This is a genomic window from Rhodococcus sp. WAY2 (genome assembly GCF_009859915.1).
Classification (GTDB): Bacteria; Actinomycetota; Actinomycetes; order Mycobacteriales; family Mycobacteriaceae; genus Rhodococcus_F; species Rhodococcus_F oxybenzonivorans.
This window is the reverse complement of the sequence record NZ_CP046572.1, coordinates 4,360,652-4,378,334: the sequence shown is the minus strand read 5'-3', so window position 1 is coordinate 4,378,334 and position 17,683 is coordinate 4,360,652. Positions and strand designations below refer to the sequence as shown.

General features: G+C 66.8%; 14 protein-coding genes and 1 pseudogene. 9 read left to right on the top strand and 6 right to left on the bottom strand.

The window, feature by feature from the left end; translation table 11 throughout:
- Positions 1 to 13: 13 nt before the first annotated feature.
- The gene (locus GFS60_RS20115) at positions 14 to 1,024 is read right to left on the bottom strand and encodes an aldo/keto reductase (protein ID WP_397518037.1); all 1,011 of its coding nucleotides are present in this window, start codon (positions 1,022 to 1,024) and stop codon (positions 14 to 16) included.
- Between the two features lie 125 nt (positions 1,025 to 1,149).
- Between GFS60_RS20115 and ilvD the strand changes: the two genes are divergently transcribed.
- Together ilvD and GFS60_RS20105 are read left to right on the top strand one after the other, a co-directional pair.
- Positions 1,150 to 2,844, top strand: a complete 1,695-nt coding sequence (gene ilvD, locus GFS60_RS20110; RefSeq protein ID WP_159923954.1) for a dihydroxy-acid dehydratase — start codon at positions 1,150 to 1,152, stop codon at positions 2,842 to 2,844.
- A 139-nt stretch (positions 2,845 to 2,983) separates the two neighbouring features.
- Positions 2,984 to 4,285: an ISL3 family transposase gene (locus tag GFS60_RS20105; RefSeq protein ID WP_159918917.1), complete on the top strand. Its 1,302-nt coding sequence runs from the start codon at positions 2,984 to 2,986 to the stop codon at positions 4,283 to 4,285.
- Between the two features lie 54 nt (positions 4,286 to 4,339).
- On the opposite strand, the gene GFS60_RS20100 is transcribed toward GFS60_RS20105, so the two are convergent.
- Positions 4,340 to 4,993, bottom strand: a complete 654-nt coding sequence (locus tag GFS60_RS20100) for a serine protease (RefSeq protein WP_159923952.1) — start codon at positions 4,991 to 4,993, stop codon at positions 4,340 to 4,342.
- 166 nt (positions 4,994 to 5,159) lie between these two features.
- A complete protein-coding gene (locus GFS60_RS20095; protein ID WP_159923950.1) occupies positions 5,160 to 5,867 on the bottom strand; it encodes a DUF6319 family protein in 708 nt (235 codons plus the stop codon).
- 151 nt (positions 5,868 to 6,018) lie between these two features.
- Between GFS60_RS20095 and GFS60_RS20090 the strand changes: the two genes are divergently transcribed.
- Complete coding sequence (locus GFS60_RS20090; protein ID WP_159923948.1) at positions 6,019 to 7,068, top strand: adenylate/guanylate cyclase domain-containing protein; 1,050 nt, start codon at positions 6,019 to 6,021, stop codon at positions 7,066 to 7,068.
- 211 nt (positions 7,069 to 7,279) lie between these two features.
- Here GFS60_RS20090 and GFS60_RS20085 read toward each other — a convergent pair whose 3' ends face one another.
- Entirely contained in the window at positions 7,280 to 7,942 is a 663-nt protein-coding gene (locus tag GFS60_RS20085; RefSeq protein ID WP_159923946.1) for a TetR/AcrR family transcriptional regulator, read from the bottom strand.
- A gap of 168 nt (positions 7,943 to 8,110) precedes the next feature.
- On the opposite strand from GFS60_RS20085, the gene GFS60_RS20080 reads away from it, so the two are divergent.
- Both GFS60_RS20080 and GFS60_RS20075 read left to right on the top strand, forming a co-directional pair.
- Positions 8,111 to 9,631, top strand: a complete 1,521-nt coding sequence (locus tag GFS60_RS20080) for an MFS transporter (RefSeq protein ID WP_159927371.1) — start codon at positions 8,111 to 8,113, stop codon at positions 9,629 to 9,631.
- Between the two features lie 100 nt (positions 9,632 to 9,731).
- Positions 9,732 to 10,628, top strand: a complete 897-nt coding sequence (locus tag GFS60_RS20075; protein ID WP_109333487.1) for an AurF N-oxygenase family protein — start codon at positions 9,732 to 9,734, stop codon at positions 10,626 to 10,628.
- Between the two features lie 4 nt (positions 10,629 to 10,632).
- On the opposite strand, the pseudogene GFS60_RS20070 reads toward GFS60_RS20075, so the two are convergent.
- A pseudogene (locus GFS60_RS20070) lies at positions 10,633 to 12,913 on the bottom strand (SulP family inorganic anion transporter); the annotation flags it as partial.
- A 266-nt stretch (positions 12,914 to 13,179) separates the two neighbouring features.
- Here GFS60_RS20070 and GFS60_RS20065 point away from each other — a divergent pair.
- The gene (locus GFS60_RS20065) at positions 13,180 to 13,587 is read left to right on the top strand and encodes a DUF302 domain-containing protein (RefSeq protein ID WP_159923944.1); all 408 of its coding nucleotides are present in this window, start codon (positions 13,180 to 13,182) and stop codon (positions 13,585 to 13,587) included.
- 17 nt (positions 13,588 to 13,604) lie between these two features.
- Here GFS60_RS20065 and GFS60_RS20060 read toward each other — a convergent pair whose 3' ends face one another.
- Positions 13,605 to 14,063, bottom strand: coding sequence for a carboxymuconolactone decarboxylase family protein (locus GFS60_RS20060; protein WP_159923942.1), 459 nt, complete (start codon positions 14,061 to 14,063; stop codon positions 13,605 to 13,607).
- 49 nt (positions 14,064 to 14,112) lie between these two features.
- On the opposite strand from GFS60_RS20060, the gene pdxR reads away from it, so the two are divergent.
- The 3 genes from pdxR (at position 14,113) to GFS60_RS20045 (ending at position 17,627) form a co-directional block, all read left to right on the top strand.
- A complete protein-coding gene (gene pdxR, locus GFS60_RS20055; RefSeq protein ID WP_159923940.1) occupies positions 14,113 to 15,522 on the top strand; it encodes a MocR-like pyridoxine biosynthesis transcription factor PdxR in 1,410 nt (469 codons plus the stop codon).
- A gap of 226 nt (positions 15,523 to 15,748) precedes the next feature.
- Complete coding sequence (locus tag GFS60_RS20050; protein WP_159923938.1) at positions 15,749 to 16,285, top strand: OsmC family protein; 537 nt, start codon at positions 15,749 to 15,751, stop codon at positions 16,283 to 16,285.
- 40 nt (positions 16,286 to 16,325) lie between these two features.
- Positions 16,326 to 17,627: a bifunctional o-acetylhomoserine/o-acetylserine sulfhydrylase gene (locus GFS60_RS20045; RefSeq protein WP_159923936.1), complete on the top strand. Its 1,302-nt coding sequence runs from the start codon at positions 16,326 to 16,328 to the stop codon at positions 17,625 to 17,627.
- Positions 17,628 to 17,683 lie beyond the last annotated feature (56 nt).

Sequence of the window (17,683 nt, the reverse complement as noted above, 5' to 3'; positions counted from 1 at the left end):
CCCGCCGGTTGCGCTACTCCCGCCCGAAGGACACCCACTGGGGATCGGCCGAGCGGGGGCCGACCGTGAGATCGGCGAGCAGGTCGAGACGGGCGATCTGGTCGTCGGTGAGCGTCAGCGCGAGCGCACCGGCATTCTCGGTGACGCGGGCAGCGAACCGGGTCCCGGGAATGGACACCGTCGGCAGCCCGAATGCGCGTCCTTTCGCGTCGAGCCACGCCAACGACACCTGGGCGGGGGTCGCCTCGAGTTCCGCGGCCACCTCGCGAACGACGTCGAGCACCTTCGAGTTCGCGGTCAGTGCGTCGTCACCGAAGCGCGGGAAGCGCCGGCGCAGGTCGTGCTCGCCCAGGGCGGCCGGGTCGTAGGTGCCGGTGAGGAAGCCGCGGCCGACCGGCGAGTACGGGACGAATCCGATGCCGAGCTCGGCCGCCGCCGGGACGACGTGCCGTTCCACGTCGCGGCTCCAGATACTCCACTCGCTCTGGATCGCGGCGATGGGATGCACTCCCGACGCTCGCCGCAGTTCGTCCCCGGTGGCCTCCGACAGTCCGATGTGCAGGACCTTGCCTGCGGCGACCTGCTCGGCGATAGCCCCGACGGTCTCCTCGATCGGCACGGTCGGGTCGACGCGGTGCAGGTAGTAGAGGTCGACGTGGTCGACACCGAGCCGGGCCAGCGAAGCCTCGAGCGCCTGCGCCACGTACTCGGGCTTGCCGTTGATACCTCGCTGACCGTTCGCGATGTTGCCCACGAGACCGAACTTGGTGGCCAGCTGCACTTCGTCGCGGCGTTCCTTCAGGACCTTGCCCACCGCCACCTCACTGGCACCTCCGCCGTACACGTCGGCCGTATCGATGAACGTCACGCCGATGTCGATTGCATGGTGCAGAGTCGCGAGGGCGTCACCGGGATCCACGGGTCCGTACACCGGGGCGACGGACATGGCGCCATATCCCTGCGCACTCACGGTCAGCCCTTCGGACAATTGCACGGTGGGGAGGGAGTTACTCATGCCGACCATCTTTACCGACTGGGCAGCACCGTGCACCGTCTGGAATCGCACTGATCGATATGCGGATCGGGTGGCTCCGGCCTGCCACGGGATTCGGGCGACCGGGCTGTCGGCGCGCGCCTAGGCTGTGACTCATGACAATCTCGGATCCGAAACCCCGCAGCCGCGACGTCACCGACGGACTGGAGAAGACCGCAGCCCGTGGAATGCTCCGCGCGGTGGGCATGGGCGACGACGACTGGGGGAAATCGCAGATCGGCGTCGCATCGTCGTGGAACGAAATCACCCCCTGCAACCTCTCGCTCGACCGCCTCGCGAAGTCGGTGAAGGACGGGGTTCATTCCGGCGGTGGATACCCGCTCGAGTTCGGCACCATCTCCGTCTCCGACGGGATCTCCATGGGACACGAGGGCATGCACTTCTCCTTGGTGTCGCGTGAGGTGATCGCCGACAGCGTCGAAACGGTGATGCAGGCCGAGCGCCTCGACGGTTCGGTCCTTCTCGCCGGGTGCGACAAATCGCTGCCCGGGATGCTGATGGCCGCCGCCCGGCTCGACCTGGCCAGCGTCTTCCTCTACGCCGGCTCCATCCTGCCCGGTATCGCGAAACTGTCCGACGGCAGCGAGAGACAAGTCACCATCATCGACGCGTTCGAAGCGGTCGGCGCCTGCTCCCGCGGACTGATGAGTCGTGAGGATGTCGACACCATCGAGCGCGCCATCTGTCCCGGCGAAGGTGCCTGCGGCGGAATGTATACCGCCAACACCATGGCCAGTGCCGCCGAAGCACTGGGTATGTCCCTTCCCGGCAGCGCCGCTCCCCCGGCGACCGACCGCCGTCGGGACGGGTTCGCCCGGCGCAGCGGCGAAGCGGTGGTCGAACTGCTTCGCCGAGGCATCACCACCAGCGACATCCTCACCAAAGAGGCATTCGAGAACGCGATCGCCGTCGTCATGGCGTTCGGTGGATCCACCAACGCCGTCCTGCACCTTCTCGCCATCGCTCACGAAGCCGGGGTCGAACTCACCCTCGACGACTTCAGTCGGGTCGGAGCACGTGTCCCGCACCTGGCGGATGTCAAACCGTTCGGCTCGCACGTCATGACGGATGTCGACCACATCGGCGGTGTTCCCGTCGTCATGAAGGCACTCCTCGACGCCGGACTCCTCCACGGCGACTGCCTGACGGTCACCGGCAAGACCATGGCGGAGAACCTCGCGGACATCGCGCCCCCGGACCCGGACGGCAAGGTGCTTCGCGCGATGAGTTCACCCATCCACCCGACCGGTGGCATCACGATTCTGAAGGGTTCGCTCGCACCCGGGGGTGCTGTGGTGAAGTCGGCGGGTTTCGACTCCGACGTGTTCACCGGCACCGCCCGCGTCTTCGACCGCGAGCGAGCCGCCATGGACGCCCTCGAGGACGGCACCATCACCAGCGGTGACGTGGTCGTCATCCGCTACGAGGGACCCAAGGGCGGTCCCGGGATGCGGGAGATGCTGGCCATCACCGCCGCGATCAAGGGCGCGGGCCTCGGAAAGGACGTGCTGCTCCTCACCGACGGCCGCTTCTCCGGCGGCACCACCGGCCTGTGCGTCGGCCACGTCGCACCCGAGGCAGTCGACGCGGGGCCCATCGCCTTCGTGCGCGACGGCGATCAGATTCGGCTCGACGTGGGCACCGGAACGCTGGACCTGCTCGTCGACGAGGACGAGCTCACCGCCCGGAAGAACGGGTGGGAGCCGCTCCCGCCGCGCTATACCCGTGGCGTTCTGGCCAAGTACACCAAGCTGGTCGGCTCCGCTTCCGGCGGCGCTGTCTGCGGGTAGGCGCTCCGCGCCCGTGCGCCTTTTTGGGCTCTACTGCTGTGATCGTGGGTGGAGTTCGGTGCGGGTGAGGGCGCACGCCGTTGTCCCAGTAGCGTTCTGGCTTGTCTAGGGTCAGTCGGCTACATATGTGGGGAACGGCGTGCGCGAAGCCAGGATATGGCGTCAGGTGTTGGGTGTCGAAAAGACGGTGATCGAGGGCGTCGATTTCGACGACACGGCCGGGGCGGTGATCGTCGCGGTCCGGCCGCAGGCCCGGGCCCGGTCCCGGTGCGGGGTGTGTGGTCGTCGGAGCCCCGGTTACGACGGTGGCACCGGTCGGCGGCGGTGGCGCGGCCCGGACTGCGGCCTGGTCCGCACCTTCGTCGAGGCCGACGCACCGCGGGTGTGCTGCCGCGAACACGGAGTCACGGTGGCCGCGGTGCCCTGGGCCCGGCACCGGGCCGGGCACACCTACGCGTTCGACCAGACGGTGGCGTGGCTCGCCACCCATACCTCGAAGGCCGCGACGTGTGAGTTGATGCGCACCGCGTGGCGCACGGTCGGGACGATCGTGGACCGGGTGTGGGCCGACACCACACCCGCCCGGGACCCGCTGGCGGGGCTGCGGCGGATCGGGATCGACGAGATCTCGTACAAGAAGGGCCACAAGTATCTGACGGTCGTCGTCGACCACGACTCCGGCCGGCTGGTGTGGGCGGCCCCGGGCCGTGACGCGGCGACCCTGTCCGGGTTCTTCGACCTGCTCGGGCCCGAACGGTGCGCGAAGATCACCCACGTCACCTCGGACGCGGCCGGATGGATCGGGTCGGTGGTGACCCGGTTCTGCCCGGATGCGGTGCGCTGCGCGGATCCGTTCCATGTGGTCGCCTGGGCCACCGAGGCCCTCGACACGGTGCGGCGGGCGGCGTGGAACCGGGCACGGTCCACCGAGAACGCCTCCCGCGGCGGTGGGTGGAAACCGCGGCGTCGCCCGAAGGCCGGCCCGGCTCGGTCGGTCAAACGCAGCCGGTGGGCGTTGCTGAAGAACCCGGACGCCCTCACCGCGCAGCAGCAGGCGGTGCTGCGGTGGATCGAACTCCACGATCCGGTCCTGCACCGCGGCTACCGGCTCAAGGAGAGTTTGCGGTTGATCTTCCAGCTCCCGGTCGAGCAGGCCGCTGCCGAACTCGACCGCTGGATCGACTGGGCCCGGCGGTGCCGGATCCCGGCGTTCGTCGCGTTGCAGAAAAGCATCCTCGTCCACAGACCCGCGATCCTCGCCGCCATCGAGCACGGGCTCTCGAACGGTCGGATCGAATCGGTCAATACCAAGATTCGCCTCATCACCCGCCGCGGATTCGGGTTCCACACCCCCGAGGCCGTCATCGCACTCGCGATGCTCAGCCTCGGGGGCGCCCGCCCACAATTACCCGGCCGAATCCACCCACGAATGAGTCAGTAGAGCCCCTTTTTGGTTGCTCCCACTACCAGAAAGGCGCACGAGCGCCGAAGGCGCCTAAATGGGCCGGAAGCCTGCGCCCGGACCGCCGCTCGCATTCATGTCGCCGACGATCACCGACATGTTGGTTCCGATCTCCGGGCCGATGCATGGAGCAGCCAGATACGCGTTGACCATGGCAACGAGGGTGGTACCGACGACCATCGGTGCACCGGAATCGCCCTCCACCACACACGTCTGCGACCACGTCTCCTGCGTTTGCATCAGGTCGCCGTACACGATTCCGCAGGTGTTGCCGGTGGTTCGCCCTTCCTTGCATGCGACCTGCGGGAAGCTGGCCGGGGCACCGATCTGGGTGATGGTGACATTGCCGACCCGATTGACCGGCACCACCTTCGCCCGATCGAACTGGATCACCGCGTAGTCGAGCGCCGGGTTCGACGCCACGAACCTGCCCACCACTCCGGTGTCCAACGCAGCTTCGGAGACCACGGTCGAACCGACATCACCACAATGGCCCGCCGTCAAACCGACCAGGCGACCGCCACTGTCATTCCCGATGGTGGTGAGCGTGCACACCAACTCGTCATTCATCACGATCCCCGACCCACCCCCGAGGACCGCCGGAGGCGCGGCCGTCGCGATACCACTGCCAAGAAAACCCAGAATTCCCACCGTGGCTGCAACAACCGCCGCGAATCGTTTCAACATTGTTCGAACCTTCCCGGAAAATGAGCCCCGACGGCCGCGTGTCTCCCCATAAGAATCCCACCCCGCCCATTGCGCGCGTGGGGGAATGCGACGGAGAATCGCGACCGCCAGCTCACTTACCGGCGCCGAGCGCCACAGCTCACTCGCCGGCGCCGAGCGCCACAGCTCACTCGCCGGCGCCGAGCGCCTCCAGCGCCTTCCGGGCGTCCTCGAGTTGCCTGCTCAGCTCCTCGACCCTCGCCGCGGCGAGGTTGCGCGCCGCAACGATGATCGACTCGACGGCCTCGATCGCCGTCTCCTCACCAAGTTCGCGCACGGCGCGCTCCACGGCCTCCGGCGAGACGGGGACGGCCTTACCCGGGCGTTTGGCGCCGTGCGCGACGGTGACACTCCAGTCGTTGTCCGCGCCGGCGTGGATGGTGACGCTCACGCCGGCGGGGGCTTTCTTCGTGGTCCGTTTCGCGGGCGTCGCGGCGGGTTTCGGTGCGGCAGCGACGGGCTCGGGCGCCGACACAGTGCTCGGCGCCGGAGCCTTGGCGGCGGGCGGGCCGGGCTCGATCTCCTGGTGGACAGCGGGCTTTGCGGGTGCGGTCGCGGCTGCGGTCTTCGGCGCCGGAAGGCGTTTCATCATGAGCTCCTCCGCTTCGAACGGAAGCTCGTCGTCGACACCCTTGGGCCGAATCATCACCGTATTACCCTGCACCGAAAGAGCTCTCGCCGACGCGCCTGCTTCGAGACGAAGACTCGGCATCGCCTCGCGCAGATACACGGTGGCGCGTCTGCCCTCCGCGATCGCGGCAGCGAGGGTCTCGAGATTCTCCGCTGTCAGGTGATCCGGTGTGGCGGCTGCACCGGAACGTCTACGGGGCGGCATGGCGCTGTCCTTTCTGGGGTGATCTCGCGAACGGGCTCGTGAGCCCAGCAACTCTCGCACACACCACCGACGTTTCCGCACCGGGCGGGCCCGCACAATGGCAGATTGAGAGCAGATCGAAGGCAAGGCATGCGCACGCGAGAGGACAGCAGTGGTCGCGGACACCAATGACGACGAGACGGCGACGGTTCCGGAGGTCGAGCCGAGCCTGCTCCGCGACATCCAGGCCGACCTGGAGGAGTCGCTGCTCGGTGGCCCTCGGCGATACACCCGGCTGGAGATCGCCGAGTTCGCGGGAGTGTCGGTCGAACGGGCGGACCGACTGTGGGTGTCCATGGGTTACGCAGTGGACACCGACCCACACGGGGTGATGTTCACCCAGGGAGACATCGAAGCCCTGCGCACCATCGCGTCTCTCGTCGATCGAGGGATCATCTCGCCGGACCGCGAAGTGGCGGCTGCCCGTGCGCTCGGCCAATCGATGTCCAGGCTGGCCGAGTGGCAGGTGTCGCTGATCAGCATCCACATCATCGAACAGCTCGCCGGCTCCACCGATAGTGACCCGGAAGCGATCCGGCGGCAGGTGCGCGAACTGACCGCCGACATCCTGCCCGCGGTCGAGTCGCTGCAGGCTTACGTATGGCGACGGCACATCGCATCCACGACGGGCCGCAACGTCGGCAACCCGGGCGAGGAAGTGGCGAGCCGCACCCTGGTCGTCGGCTTCGCGGATATCGTCGGGTACACCTCGCTCACCCGCCAATTGGGCGCGCGGGATCTCGCCGACCTGCTGGAACGGTTCGAGTCGGCTTCGGCGTCCGTGATCAGCGGACATCACGGCTGGGTGGTGAAGACCGTGGGCGACGAGGTGATGTTCGCGGTCGAGTCGCCGGCCGACTCCGCCGCCATCGCCTTCACTCTTCAGGAACAGGTACTCCCCGACGAGGGCGACCCGAATCTCCGGGTGGGCCTCGCGATGGGACCGGCTCTCGTACGATTCGGGGATCTCTACGGCTCCGTCGTCAACACCGCGGCGAGACTGACAAGTTCGGCACGTCCCGGCACGGTGCTGATCGACGACGAGCTCGCCGGCGCACTGGCCGACACCCCCGGCTGCTATCTCAAGCAGCTACGTCCACGACGGGTCCGGGGCATACGGCGGCTCGAGCAGTACGTGCTGCGACGAGACCGCGAAGGCTAATTCTCTGGTGTCAGCTTCCGAAGGGCAGGGTTCCCGGCGGAATGGAGTATCCACTGCTTCCTGCGGCTACCCCGCCCCACGCACCGAGGATCCAGTTGAGTGCTTCAGTGATCATCGAGAAAGCCCTTCCCACATCATCTTGTCGACACGACCGGCAATTGGGTGCCGGGCGCAGGTGCCACGGTAACGAGGCGGTCCCGAGCTGTCGACGTCACAGAGCCTGAGCTGGCGGAACCTCGGCGATCACCGGCGACGGCCGCAACGCGATCTGCGCGGCCCGCGCGGCCAGAAAGTCGTCGACGATCCGTTCGCAGGCCTCCCGGCCCAGCGGGGTCAGCGTGGCGAGGCGAGTGAAGACGAGTGGGCCGACCAGTTGCGCGAGCGCGAGGTCGTAGTCGAACTCACCGAGCTGCTCGGCGGCCTCCGGTGTCCCGAAGATCCGGTCGAACGCCGCGCGGTACTGTTCCACGATCGTCTGCCTCAGCGTGCGCAGTTCCGGCTTGTCCGACTCCAGCGCGGCCGCACTGGAATAGTCCTCCAGCGCCGGGCCCATTCCCAGCCAGCACATCGCGGTGACGTGCATCGGCGCGCTCTCGATCAGGGTGGCCTGACTGACCATCAACTCGACCAGCTGGTCCCGGAGATCGCCCTCCTCGGACACGGTCGGCGCGGGTGGGATGAGTCGTCCGAATGCAGCGGCCACCAACTCTGTGCCGTTGCCGAAATGCCGGTACAGCGTGGCGCGCGCCACCTTCGCCAGTGCGGTCACGGCATCGATGGTGACGGCTTCCGTACCGCCCTTGGCGAGCAAGGTCGTCGCCGCGTCGAGAAGCCTCGCGCGGGAACGCTGCTTGCGGGGATCCTGCTCGGTCATCTGCGCCGCCGTTCTCGCCGTGGTCACCACTTGTGAACTGACAGTCTACCAACGATACTGACAGTCTCATTTCCTACCGGGAGGACCACCGTGCATCCTCGCAACGAGGCACCACAGGCACAGGCCGACCAACCGGACACGACTGGATGGACGTTCCGGCAGATATGGATGCTGACGGTTTCCTGCTGCGCGGTCGCGCTCGTCGTCGCAGCGATGGCGGCGCTGAACACGGCATTGCCGGACCTGGCACGCGACACCGGGGCCACCCAAAGTCAGCTCACCTGGATCGTCGACGGCTACACCCTGACGCTTGCGGCCCTGCTCCTGCCCGCAGGCGCGCTCGGGGATCGGTACGGCCGCCGTGAACTCCTCATGCTGGGCCTGCTCGTTTTCGGCGTCGCCACCGCGGTGCCGCTCATCAACGACGCGCCCGAGTGGATCATCGGATCGCGAGTGGCCGCGGGAGTGGGGGCAGCCTTCGTGATGCCCGCGACGCTGTCGTTGCTCACAGCGGGTTTTCCGACGTCGCAGCGCGGGCGTGCGGTGGGCATCTGGTCCGGCGTGGCCGGTTCGGGTGCTATCGCCGGAATGCTGGTGTCCGGTGCGCTGCTCGAAAAGTGGTCGTGGATGGCGATTTTCGTCAGCCTGGCGGTGGTGTCCGGGCTCATCCTGCTGGTCAGCTTCACCATCTCCTCGTCCAGGGACGCGAGCCACGCTCCGCTGGACCTGCCCGGTACCGCTTTGATCGTGACCGCCGTCGGCATGTTCGTCTTCGGCACCATCGAGGCCCCGCATCGGGGCTGGCTGGATCCTGTCGTCCTGGTTCTGCTCATCGGCGGACTCGTCGCCGCGGGCGCTTTCGCCTGGGTGGAACTCCGCCGAGAACATCCCCTTCTCGACGTGCGGTTGTTCGGCAATCGCGCCTTCGGGTCGGGGTCGATGTCACTGCTCCTGCAGTTCCTCGCCTCCCTCGGGCTCTTCTTCCTGGCGATCCAGTACCTGCAGTTGGTGTTGGAGTACTCGCCCCTGCAGTCCGCGCTGGCGCTCGCTCCCATTGCGGTGCCGGTCGTCATGATGTCCGCCGTCATGCCGCTGGTCGTCCCGCACGTCGGCCTCCGGCCACTCCTGGCGGCCGGCACCGCCATCCTCGGCGCCGGAATCTTCCTGCTGGTTCGCTTGGATGCGGATTCGAGTTATCTGGAGGTGTCCTTCCCCCTCATCGTCGCGGCCTTGGGCATCGGGCTGTGCACCGCACCTGCCACCGCCGCGATCGTCCAGAACACTCCCGACGCCAAGCAGGGCGTCGCCTCTGCCGTCAACGACGCCGCCCGCGAGATCGGGTCGGCCATCGGAGTGGCCCTGGCCGGCAGCATCCTCGCCACCGGCTACAGCCGGAACGTCCAGCCGGCGGTCGACGCACTTCCCGAACAAGCGAAGGAACCGGTCTCCGGCTCACTGGCTGCCGCGCTGCACGTCGCCGACATGGCGGGCCCACAGGGCGAGCAGCTGGCGACGTTCGCGCGCGACGCATTCCTGAAGGGAATGGACGAGGCCTCCGTCGTCTTGGCCGGAGTGTTGTTCGCCTCCGCGGTTTTGCTCGGAGTGTGGGCGCCCGGTCGCCGACACCCGTCGGTTCGCGTCGATGCGGCCGAGCGGGACGCCGCCGAGAGAACGGCCGACGTCGACTGAATGAACGTTGCCCTTGTGACCCCTCTCATTGTATCGTTCAGTATCAGTAACACGCTGTCACACTTAATTGACCGCACCGGCCACTGATCAAGGGGTAGTCATGACCGCATCGATTGTCGTCTCCGACCGCGAAGAGACCGCTCAGCGCCTGCTGGCGTCCTCGGCCCGCAAGTCCTACGACCCGATGGTGGAGGTCGACTGGGAAGCACCCATTCCCGACGACAAGTTCGGGCTCACGCCCGAGTGGAGCACCCTGTACGGCACCGCGCTGTGGGACGAGATGACCGACGCGCAGAAAATCGAGCTCACCAAGCACGAGGCGGCGAGCGTCTCGAGCGTCGGGTTGTGGTTCGAGATCCTGTTGATGCAGATGCTGCTCCGCGACGTGTACGGGCGCGACAAGCACTCCCGGCACGTGCAGTTCGCTCTCACCGAGGTGGCCGACGAGTGCCGCCACTCGGTGATGTTCGCCCGCGCCGGCGAACGCCTCGACATGCCGAGTTACGGCCCGCACCCCGTGATCCACAAGCTCGGACGTATCTGGGGTGGCTTCTTCAAGGGCGCCAATGCGTACGCCAGCGTGATGGCCGCCGAGGAGATTCTCGACATGATGCAGCGCGACTTCATGAAGGACGAGCGGGTCCAGCCCGTCACTCGGACGGTGAGCAAGATCCACGTCCTCGAGGAAGCCCGGCACATCCGCTTCGCCCGTGAGGAAGTCGGACGACGCATCGAGGGCGCCAGCTGGGCACGACTGCAGCTGGAGCGCCTCAACACGGCCGTCGTCGTCTACTTCGTCATGAAGAGCATGATCCGCAAAGAGGTGTACTCGAATGCCGGCCTCGATCCGGAGCGCGCCATCGCCGAGGCCAAGCGGAACCAGCACTACAAGGACACCGTCCGCACGTCCGGTTCCAAGCTGATGCAGTTCCTCGACAGCGTCGGCCTCGTCGGCGGCCCGTCCAAGCGGCTGTACAAGAAGGTCCATCTGCTCTGAGTCGGCTGGGCACAGTGTCCAGATAGGACACACCGGTCGAGGTGATTTCGAGTACGCGTGCCGAAGGGATGTCGAAGAACATTCCCGCCACGCGCACTCGTCCCTCGGCCGCTGCTGCGCCGACCACCGGATGCCGCTGCAGGGTCTGTAGCTGTACCGCGACGTTGACCATTCCCAACCGGTCCACTTCGTCGAAGCCGAGCTCCTCAGCCGCACGTGCCACCGGATGACCACTGAGGAACGCCTTGTGACTCGGCTGCGCGAACGTCAGCCACTGCTCGACGGGCCCCTGCTCGGTGAGGGAGTGATCGTCTCGCTGTCCTCCCTGCCCGAGTACGGCTTTCATGGCGCCGCACCCCGAGTGGCCGCACACGATGACGGAGCTGACGTTCAGTTCCTCCAATGCGAACGTCAGCCCGGCTTCGACCGACACGTCCTGTCGGCCCACCGGGACGAGATTGCCGACATTGCGCACCGTGAAGAGATCGCCCGGACCGCTGCTGGTGATCACGTTGGGCACGATGCGGGAATCGGAACAGGTGAGGAACAGCGAATCGGGGCTCTGGCCGTCCTTCAGGTCGTCGAGGTGCGACTGTAGGTGCGCGGCGTTGCGCCGGTGGTATTCGGCCACTCCCGCCAGCAGTGGGCGCAGGGCGACCGGCGTGGAGTCGTCTGCGAGAGTGCCGCGGCTGCCAGCTTTTCCAGGGGGCAAACCTCCGGGCGCTCGCCACTCCGACCCCGCGCTGTGGAGGCGCGTCACCGACGGAGTCCATGTCGACGGTGCCGAGAGCGTCGATCACCACAATTCCACCCGACCGCTCATGGTGCCGCTTCCACTCGTCGATCGCCTCGAACATGGCGTGGTCCAGAAAGTCGACAGCCAGTTCCACGGTGACGTGCGCACCGTCGGGCACCTTCGCGAGCAGCCCGGTCAATGCGGGCATGGACAGGAAACTGCATGACCCCTCGACGGTCACGCGCCACCGGCCGGAGCCCTCGGATTCGGAACCACCGATGGGCTCGGCACGCATCCTCGGGTGGATGACCCGCCACAGCAGCAGGATCACGGCGAGAGCCAGGCCGAGGAGCACTCCCTCGAGCAGGTTGAGGAAGACGACACCCGCCACGGTGACCCCGTACACCCAGAGGTCGCCGGTGCGCCGGGCCGTGCGCAGGTCGGCGAGCTTGACGAGCTGGATACCGATCACGATGAGCAGTCCGGCGAGCGCGGCCATCGGGATCTGCTGGACCAGCGCGGTCAGCAGCGCGGCGAAGACGAGAATCCACACTCCGTGCAGTACCGCGGACGCCCGGGTTCGGGCACCCGCCGCGACGTTGGTGGAACTCCGCACGATCACACCGGTGACCGGCAGTCCGCCGATCAGCCCCGAGACCATGTTGGCCGATCCCTGGCCGACGAGTTCCCGGTTGAATTCGGTTCTTTCGCCGCCGTGCATCTTGTCGACCGCGACTGCGGAGAGCAGGCTCTCGACGCTGGCGATCAGCGCCACCGTGAGCACACCGGTTGCCACCGCCAACCACGGGCCTTGCGGCATCGCAGGTAGCGACAGCGCGTCGAACAGCGAGCCGTCCAACGTGATTCGATCGACGTCGAGCGGAAGAACCAGTGAGGCAAGGGTGGCCACCGCTACCGCGACGAGCGGTCCGGGGAGCATGCCGAACTTGGGTGGCACCCTCTTCCACAGCAACAGGATGGCGATCACGGCCGATCCGATGAGAACCTCGCCGTATCGTGCGGATGCGAGCTGAGACGGAAGCTGCGTGATGTTGGCCCACGTCGAGCTGTGTGATCCACCTCCGAGGAGAACGTGAATCTGCTGAAGAGCGATGGTGATTCCGATCCCGGCCAGCATTGCATGGACCACGACGGGGGCGATCGCCAAGGCAGCTCGCGCAATTCGACTGAGCCCGAAGATGATCTGCAGGAATCCGGCCGCGACGGTGATGGCACAGGTGGCGCGCCACCCGAAGGTTCCCACCAATTCTGCTACTACGACGGTCAATCCGGCCGCCGGACCGCTGACCTGAAGGGGTGATCCGCCGATCGATCCGGCCACCACGCCGCCGACGATCGCGGCAATGAGGCCAGCCATGACCGGGGCATCGGATGCGATGGCGATTCCGAGCGACAGCGGCAGGGCTACGAGGAAGACGACGAGCGAGGCCGGCACGTCGTACCGGGCGTTGCGTCGCAACCTCTCACCGAGGGTCGGTCCGGGGACGGCAGCGGATGGGGGCGCTTTCTCATTCTCGAGGATCGACATGTCGACACCTTACGGTGACGACCGGGCGAAACGCCCGAATCGGATGCCGTCCTGTGGCATGTGTCACCGACACTGAAGGTTTCGCGCGAACACAACGAAAACAACTGGACAACAGGCATATACATCGGGACCCTGTCGTCCTGCCCTCCGGCCGAGGCCGGACGTTCGCTCCGCCCACAACGTCTCACGGCACCTCGTGCACCATATGCTTCGCCTACCGCGCGGGGTATCGTGGGAGAGGAAAGCAGCCCCGAGGGAGCACCATCATGAAGCTCGCACTGTCGACGACTTTGCACACCTCGTTCGATGACGCCGTCGAGCGCACCCGCCAGGCTCTGGCCGAGCAGGGTTTCGGAGTGCTCACCGAGATCGATATGAAAGCCACCCTGAAGGCGAAGCTCGGTGAGGATATGGAGGACTATCTGATCCTCGGAGCCTGTAATCCGCCGCTCGCGCACCGCGCGGTCGACGTGAATCGGCAGATCGGCTTGCTCCTGCCCTGCAACGTGGTGGTGCGCGCCGATACGTCCGACGAGAACACGATCATCATCGACGCGATGAATCCGGCGCTGATGGTGTCCGTGGCCGAGGAGCAGGGCCTCTGTGAGGTCGCAGACGAGGCCACCACCAAGCTACAGGCAGCCATCGACGCCCTCACCGCGCAGAACGCCTGACCACGCCGCCGCCGAAGTCAGCGCACCTTCGGCGTCTTCCTCGTGCTCACAGCGATCCGATTCCAGGCATTGATCGTGAGAATCAGGGAGATGAGCTGAGCCAGCTCGGACTCGTCGAAATGCTCCTCCGCCTGCTCATACACCGAGTCGGGGACGAATCCGTCGGTCAACACCGTGATCGACTCGGCCAAGGCGAACGCCGCCCGCTCCTTCTCGGTGTACAGGCCGTGCGCCTCCTCCCAGGCGTTGAGGAGAAACAGCTTCTGTTCACTCACCCCGATCTTCCTGGCGTCGGCAGTGTGCATGTCGATGCACCACGCGCAATGGTTGATCTGGGAACACCGGGTGAGTACCAGCTCGACCAGCTCGGGGTCGAGTCCCTGACGAGCCGCGGCGTCGAGGGCGATCATTGCCTTGTATACGGCGGGCGCCTTCTTCGCGATGTCTACCCGCGTCTTACGTTCCGTTGTGGTCATACGACAAGACTATGCGGCCAGTAGCCCAGATTCATGGTTCAATCCGGTCATGGAAAGTTGGGCCAATTCGGGCGTGGGACGGGATCTCCACCTCGACATGGCGTCCTCCTCCGGCACTCCTTCGACCACGCCGCGCGCCGACCTGGTCACGGCGCTGCGCACGGCCATCCGTTCGGGCCGACTCCGGCCCGGCACCGTCCTGCCGCCGTCGCGCACCCTGGCGGTCGACCTCGGTCTCGCACGCAACACGGTGGCAGGCGCGTACGCCGAGCTCGTCGCCGAAGGCTGGCTCACCGCACGCCAGGGTTCGGGCACCCGGGTGGCGGACCGCGCCCGGGAGCCGCAGCAAACACCCCGCATGCGTCGGGGCGTCCCACCTCCACCACCGATGAGTCTGATGCCCGGCTCCCCCGATGTCGCAGAGTTCCCGCGAACCGCCTGGACAGCCGCGGCACGACGCGCCCTGACGGCGGCACCCCATGACGCGTTCGGCCCCGGCGACCCACGGGGACGGATCGAATTACGCCGCGCGGTAGCCGAATACGTCACCCGCACGCGAGGCGTCCGCGCCGACCCGGAGTCCGTCGTGGTGAGCGCGAGTTCCGGACACGGATTGTGGCTGCTCGCCCGTGCTCTCGGCGGCCCGATCGGAGTGGAGAGTTACGGGCTACATCTGCACCGCGCACTCCTCGGTGATGCCGGGGTGGCCACCGTTCCGTTGGAACTCGACGATCGGGGCGCGCACCCGCCCGATGTGACAGGCCACTCTCTCACCGCGGCACTCGTCACGCCGGCGCACCAGTTCCCGACCGGTGGCCCGCTTCACCCCAGTCGGAGAACCGCTTTCGTGGACTGGGCGAGCAGTACCGGCGCGGTGGTGATCGAAGACGATTACGACGGCGAATTCCGCTACGACCGACAGCCCGTCGGTGCGCTCCAAGGTCTGGCGCCCGAACACGTGGTGTATCTCGGCACCGTGAGCAAAAGCCTGTCTCCCGCGGTGCGCGTGGGCTGGATGGTGCTCCCCGATCGGCTGATCGACGATGTGCTCGCGGTCAAGGGCGACTACGAAAGGTGGGTCAGCGCTACAGAACAGCTCACCCTCGCCGAATTCATCGGGTGCGGCGGGCTCGATCGGCACGTCCGTCGGATGCGCACCCTGTACCGCCGACGCCGCGACACCCTGGTTGCCACCCTCGCCGCCCGCGCACCGCACGTGCACGTCGCCGGCATCGCGGCCGGATTGCACGTCGTACTCGAACTTCCAGCAGGAACGGAGGAGGCCACGAGGGCACGCGCCGAGGCGCTGGGTCTGGCCGTCATCGGTCTGCGCACGTTCCGCCATCCGGATGCCGAAGACGATCGGCCGGACGGTCTCGTCGTCGGCTACAGCACACCGTCGTCCGCGCGCTTCACCGCCACACTCGACGCGCTGTGCCGTGCGCTGCCCACCCGTTGAGCGCATTTCCTATAGGACTAGTCGGAATGCGTGTCTTCCGGTTACAGTCTGTTCCGTGACCGACTTCCGCGCGATCGATTCCGGCGAGCTGCTGACGCGGCGCCGCCATGTCGATTTCGCATTGGTGTGTACCTCAGGGTGTCCGAGTCTCTGATCGGACTCATCCCGGCGTGACGTTTTCCCTCCGCCGGGCCAATCCCGTACACCCTCCGTTCGAAGGATCGCCATGTCTGCCACCGATACCGCGTCACTGTCACACCTGTCGTCCGTCATCGCCGCCACCTCCGACGCCGTTTCCCAGAATCCCGCCAACGCCCAGGTCGTCTTCCGCGCGTCCGCCCAGGCGCACGACGCTGTGGCCAGCACTGTCACTCTCGGCAAGTACCGCGTCGAGGTGGACGAACCGCCCGCGCTCGGTGGTGACAACGCCGCCGCCAACCCTGTCGAGTACTACCTCGCGTCGCTGCTGTCCTGCCAGGTGGTGACCTACCGCTTCTGGGCCGACAAGCTCGGAATCCGAGTGGACGACATCTCCGCCCGGGCCGAGGGAGATCTCGACGTGCGCGGGTTCTTCGGCTTCGACGAGTCGGTCCGTGCCGGGTTCGGCGAAGTGCGCGTCGTCGTGACACTGACCGGCCCCGACTCGCGGGAGCGCTACCGCGAGCTGCAGGAAGCGGTGGATGCACACTGCCCCGTCCTCGACCTCACCCGCAACCAGACCCCGGTCCACACCGTGGTCGAAACACTTACCAGCGAAAACTGATTCACCACTTCCACCTCACCGAATTCGGAGTACATCACTCGTGACCGAGAACATCGACCCCAGCATCAACTGGTCGTTCGAGACAAAGCAGATCCACGCCGGGCAGACGTCCGACGCCACCACGAAGGCGCGGGCACTGCCGATCTACCAGACCACCTCGTACACCTTCGACAACACCGATCATGCTGCCGCACTGTTCGGTCTGGCCGAGCCGGGAAACATCTACACCCGCATCATGAACCCCACCCAGGACGCCGTCGAGCAGCGCATCGCCGCACTCGAGGGGGGCGTCGCCGCGCTGCTGCTCTCGTCCGGACAGGCGGCGGAGACCTTCGCGATCCTCAACCTCGCCGAGGCCGGCGACCACATCGTCTCCAGCCCATACCTCTACGGCGGCACCTACAACCTCTTCCACTACACGTTGCCCAAGCTGGGCATCGAGGTGTCGTTCGTCGAGAATCCCGACGACCTCGAGCAGTGGGCGTCGGCCGTCCGGCCGAACACCAGGGCGTTCTACGGCGAGACCATCGCCAACCCCAAGAATCACATCCTCGATCTGCCCGGGATCTCGAAGGTCGCGCACGACAACGGCCTTCCCCTGATCGTCGACAACACGGTGGCCACACCGTACCTGCTCCAGCCGTTGAAGCACGGAGCCGACATCGTGGTGCATTCGGCCACCAAGTACCTCGGCGGGCACGGCACGGCGATCGCCGGTGTGATCGTCGACGGCGGCACCTTCGACTGGACCCAGGGCAGGCACCCGAACTTCACCACCCCCGACCCCAGTTACCACGGGGTCGTCTTCGCCGATCTGGGTGCTCCCGCATTTGCACTGAAGGCGCGCGTGCAGTTGCTGCGCGACCTCGGTTCCGCGGTGGCCCCGTTCAACGCGTTCCTCATCGCTCAGGGCATCGAAACGCTGAGCCTGCGTCTCGAACGGCATGTGGCCAACGCCCAGAAGGTCGCCGAATACCTCGAAGCCCGCAGCGAGGTGACGACGGTGGCCTACGCCGGTCTCGCGTCTTCACCCTGGCACGAGCGCGCACAGCAGCTGACCCCCAAGGGAGCCGGCGCCATCGTGACGTTCGAACTCGCCGGGGGCGTCGACGCCGGTAAGAAATTCGTCAATGCGCTGACCCTGCACAGCCATGTCGCCAACATCGGTGACGTGCGCTCCCTGGTGATCCATCCCGCGTCCACCACCCATTCGCAGTTGACTCCGGAGGAGCAGCTCGCCGCCGGGGTCACGCCCGGGCTGGTCCGCCTGGCCGTGGGCATCGAAGGGATCGACGACATCCTCGCCGACCTCGACGCCGGGTTTGCCGCAGCGAGCGTCTGATTCGGAAGACGAGAGGGTGCGGGGCGCTCGGCCCCGCACCCTCTCGCGTCGGATCA

Coding starts and splice junctions, on each gene's coding strand:
- GFS60_RS20075 (WP_109333487.1), top strand. CDS start 9,732: ATGACCGCATCGATTGTCGTCTCCGACCGCGAAGAGACCGCTCAGCGC.
- GFS60_RS20095 (WP_159923950.1), bottom strand. CDS start 5,867: ATGCCGCCCCGTAGACGTTCCGGTGCAGCCGCCACACCGGATCACCTG.
- GFS60_RS20100 (WP_159923952.1), bottom strand. CDS start 4,993: ATGTTGAAACGATTCGCGGCGGTTGTTGCAGCCACGGTGGGAATTCTG.
- GFS60_RS20080 (WP_159927371.1), top strand. CDS start 8,111: ATGCTGACGGTTTCCTGCTGCGCGGTCGCGCTCGTCGTCGCAGCGATG.
- pdxR (WP_159923940.1), top strand. CDS start 14,113: ATGGAAAGTTGGGCCAATTCGGGCGTGGGACGGGATCTCCACCTCGAC.
- GFS60_RS20115 (WP_397518037.1), bottom strand. CDS start 1,024: ATGGTCGGCATGAGTAACTCCCTCCCCACCGTGCAATTGTCCGAAGGG.
- GFS60_RS20065 (WP_159923944.1), top strand. CDS start 13,180: ATGAAGCTCGCACTGTCGACGACTTTGCACACCTCGTTCGATGACGCC.
- GFS60_RS20060 (WP_159923942.1), bottom strand. CDS start 14,063: ATGACCACAACGGAACGTAAGACGCGGGTAGACATCGCGAAGAAGGCG.
- GFS60_RS20050 (WP_159923938.1), top strand. CDS start 15,749: ATGTCTGCCACCGATACCGCGTCACTGTCACACCTGTCGTCCGTCATC.
- ilvD (WP_159923954.1), top strand. CDS start 1,150: ATGACAATCTCGGATCCGAAACCCCGCAGCCGCGACGTCACCGACGGA.
- GFS60_RS20085 (WP_159923946.1), bottom strand. CDS start 7,942: ATGACCGAGCAGGATCCCCGCAAGCAGCGTTCCCGCGCGAGGCTTCTC.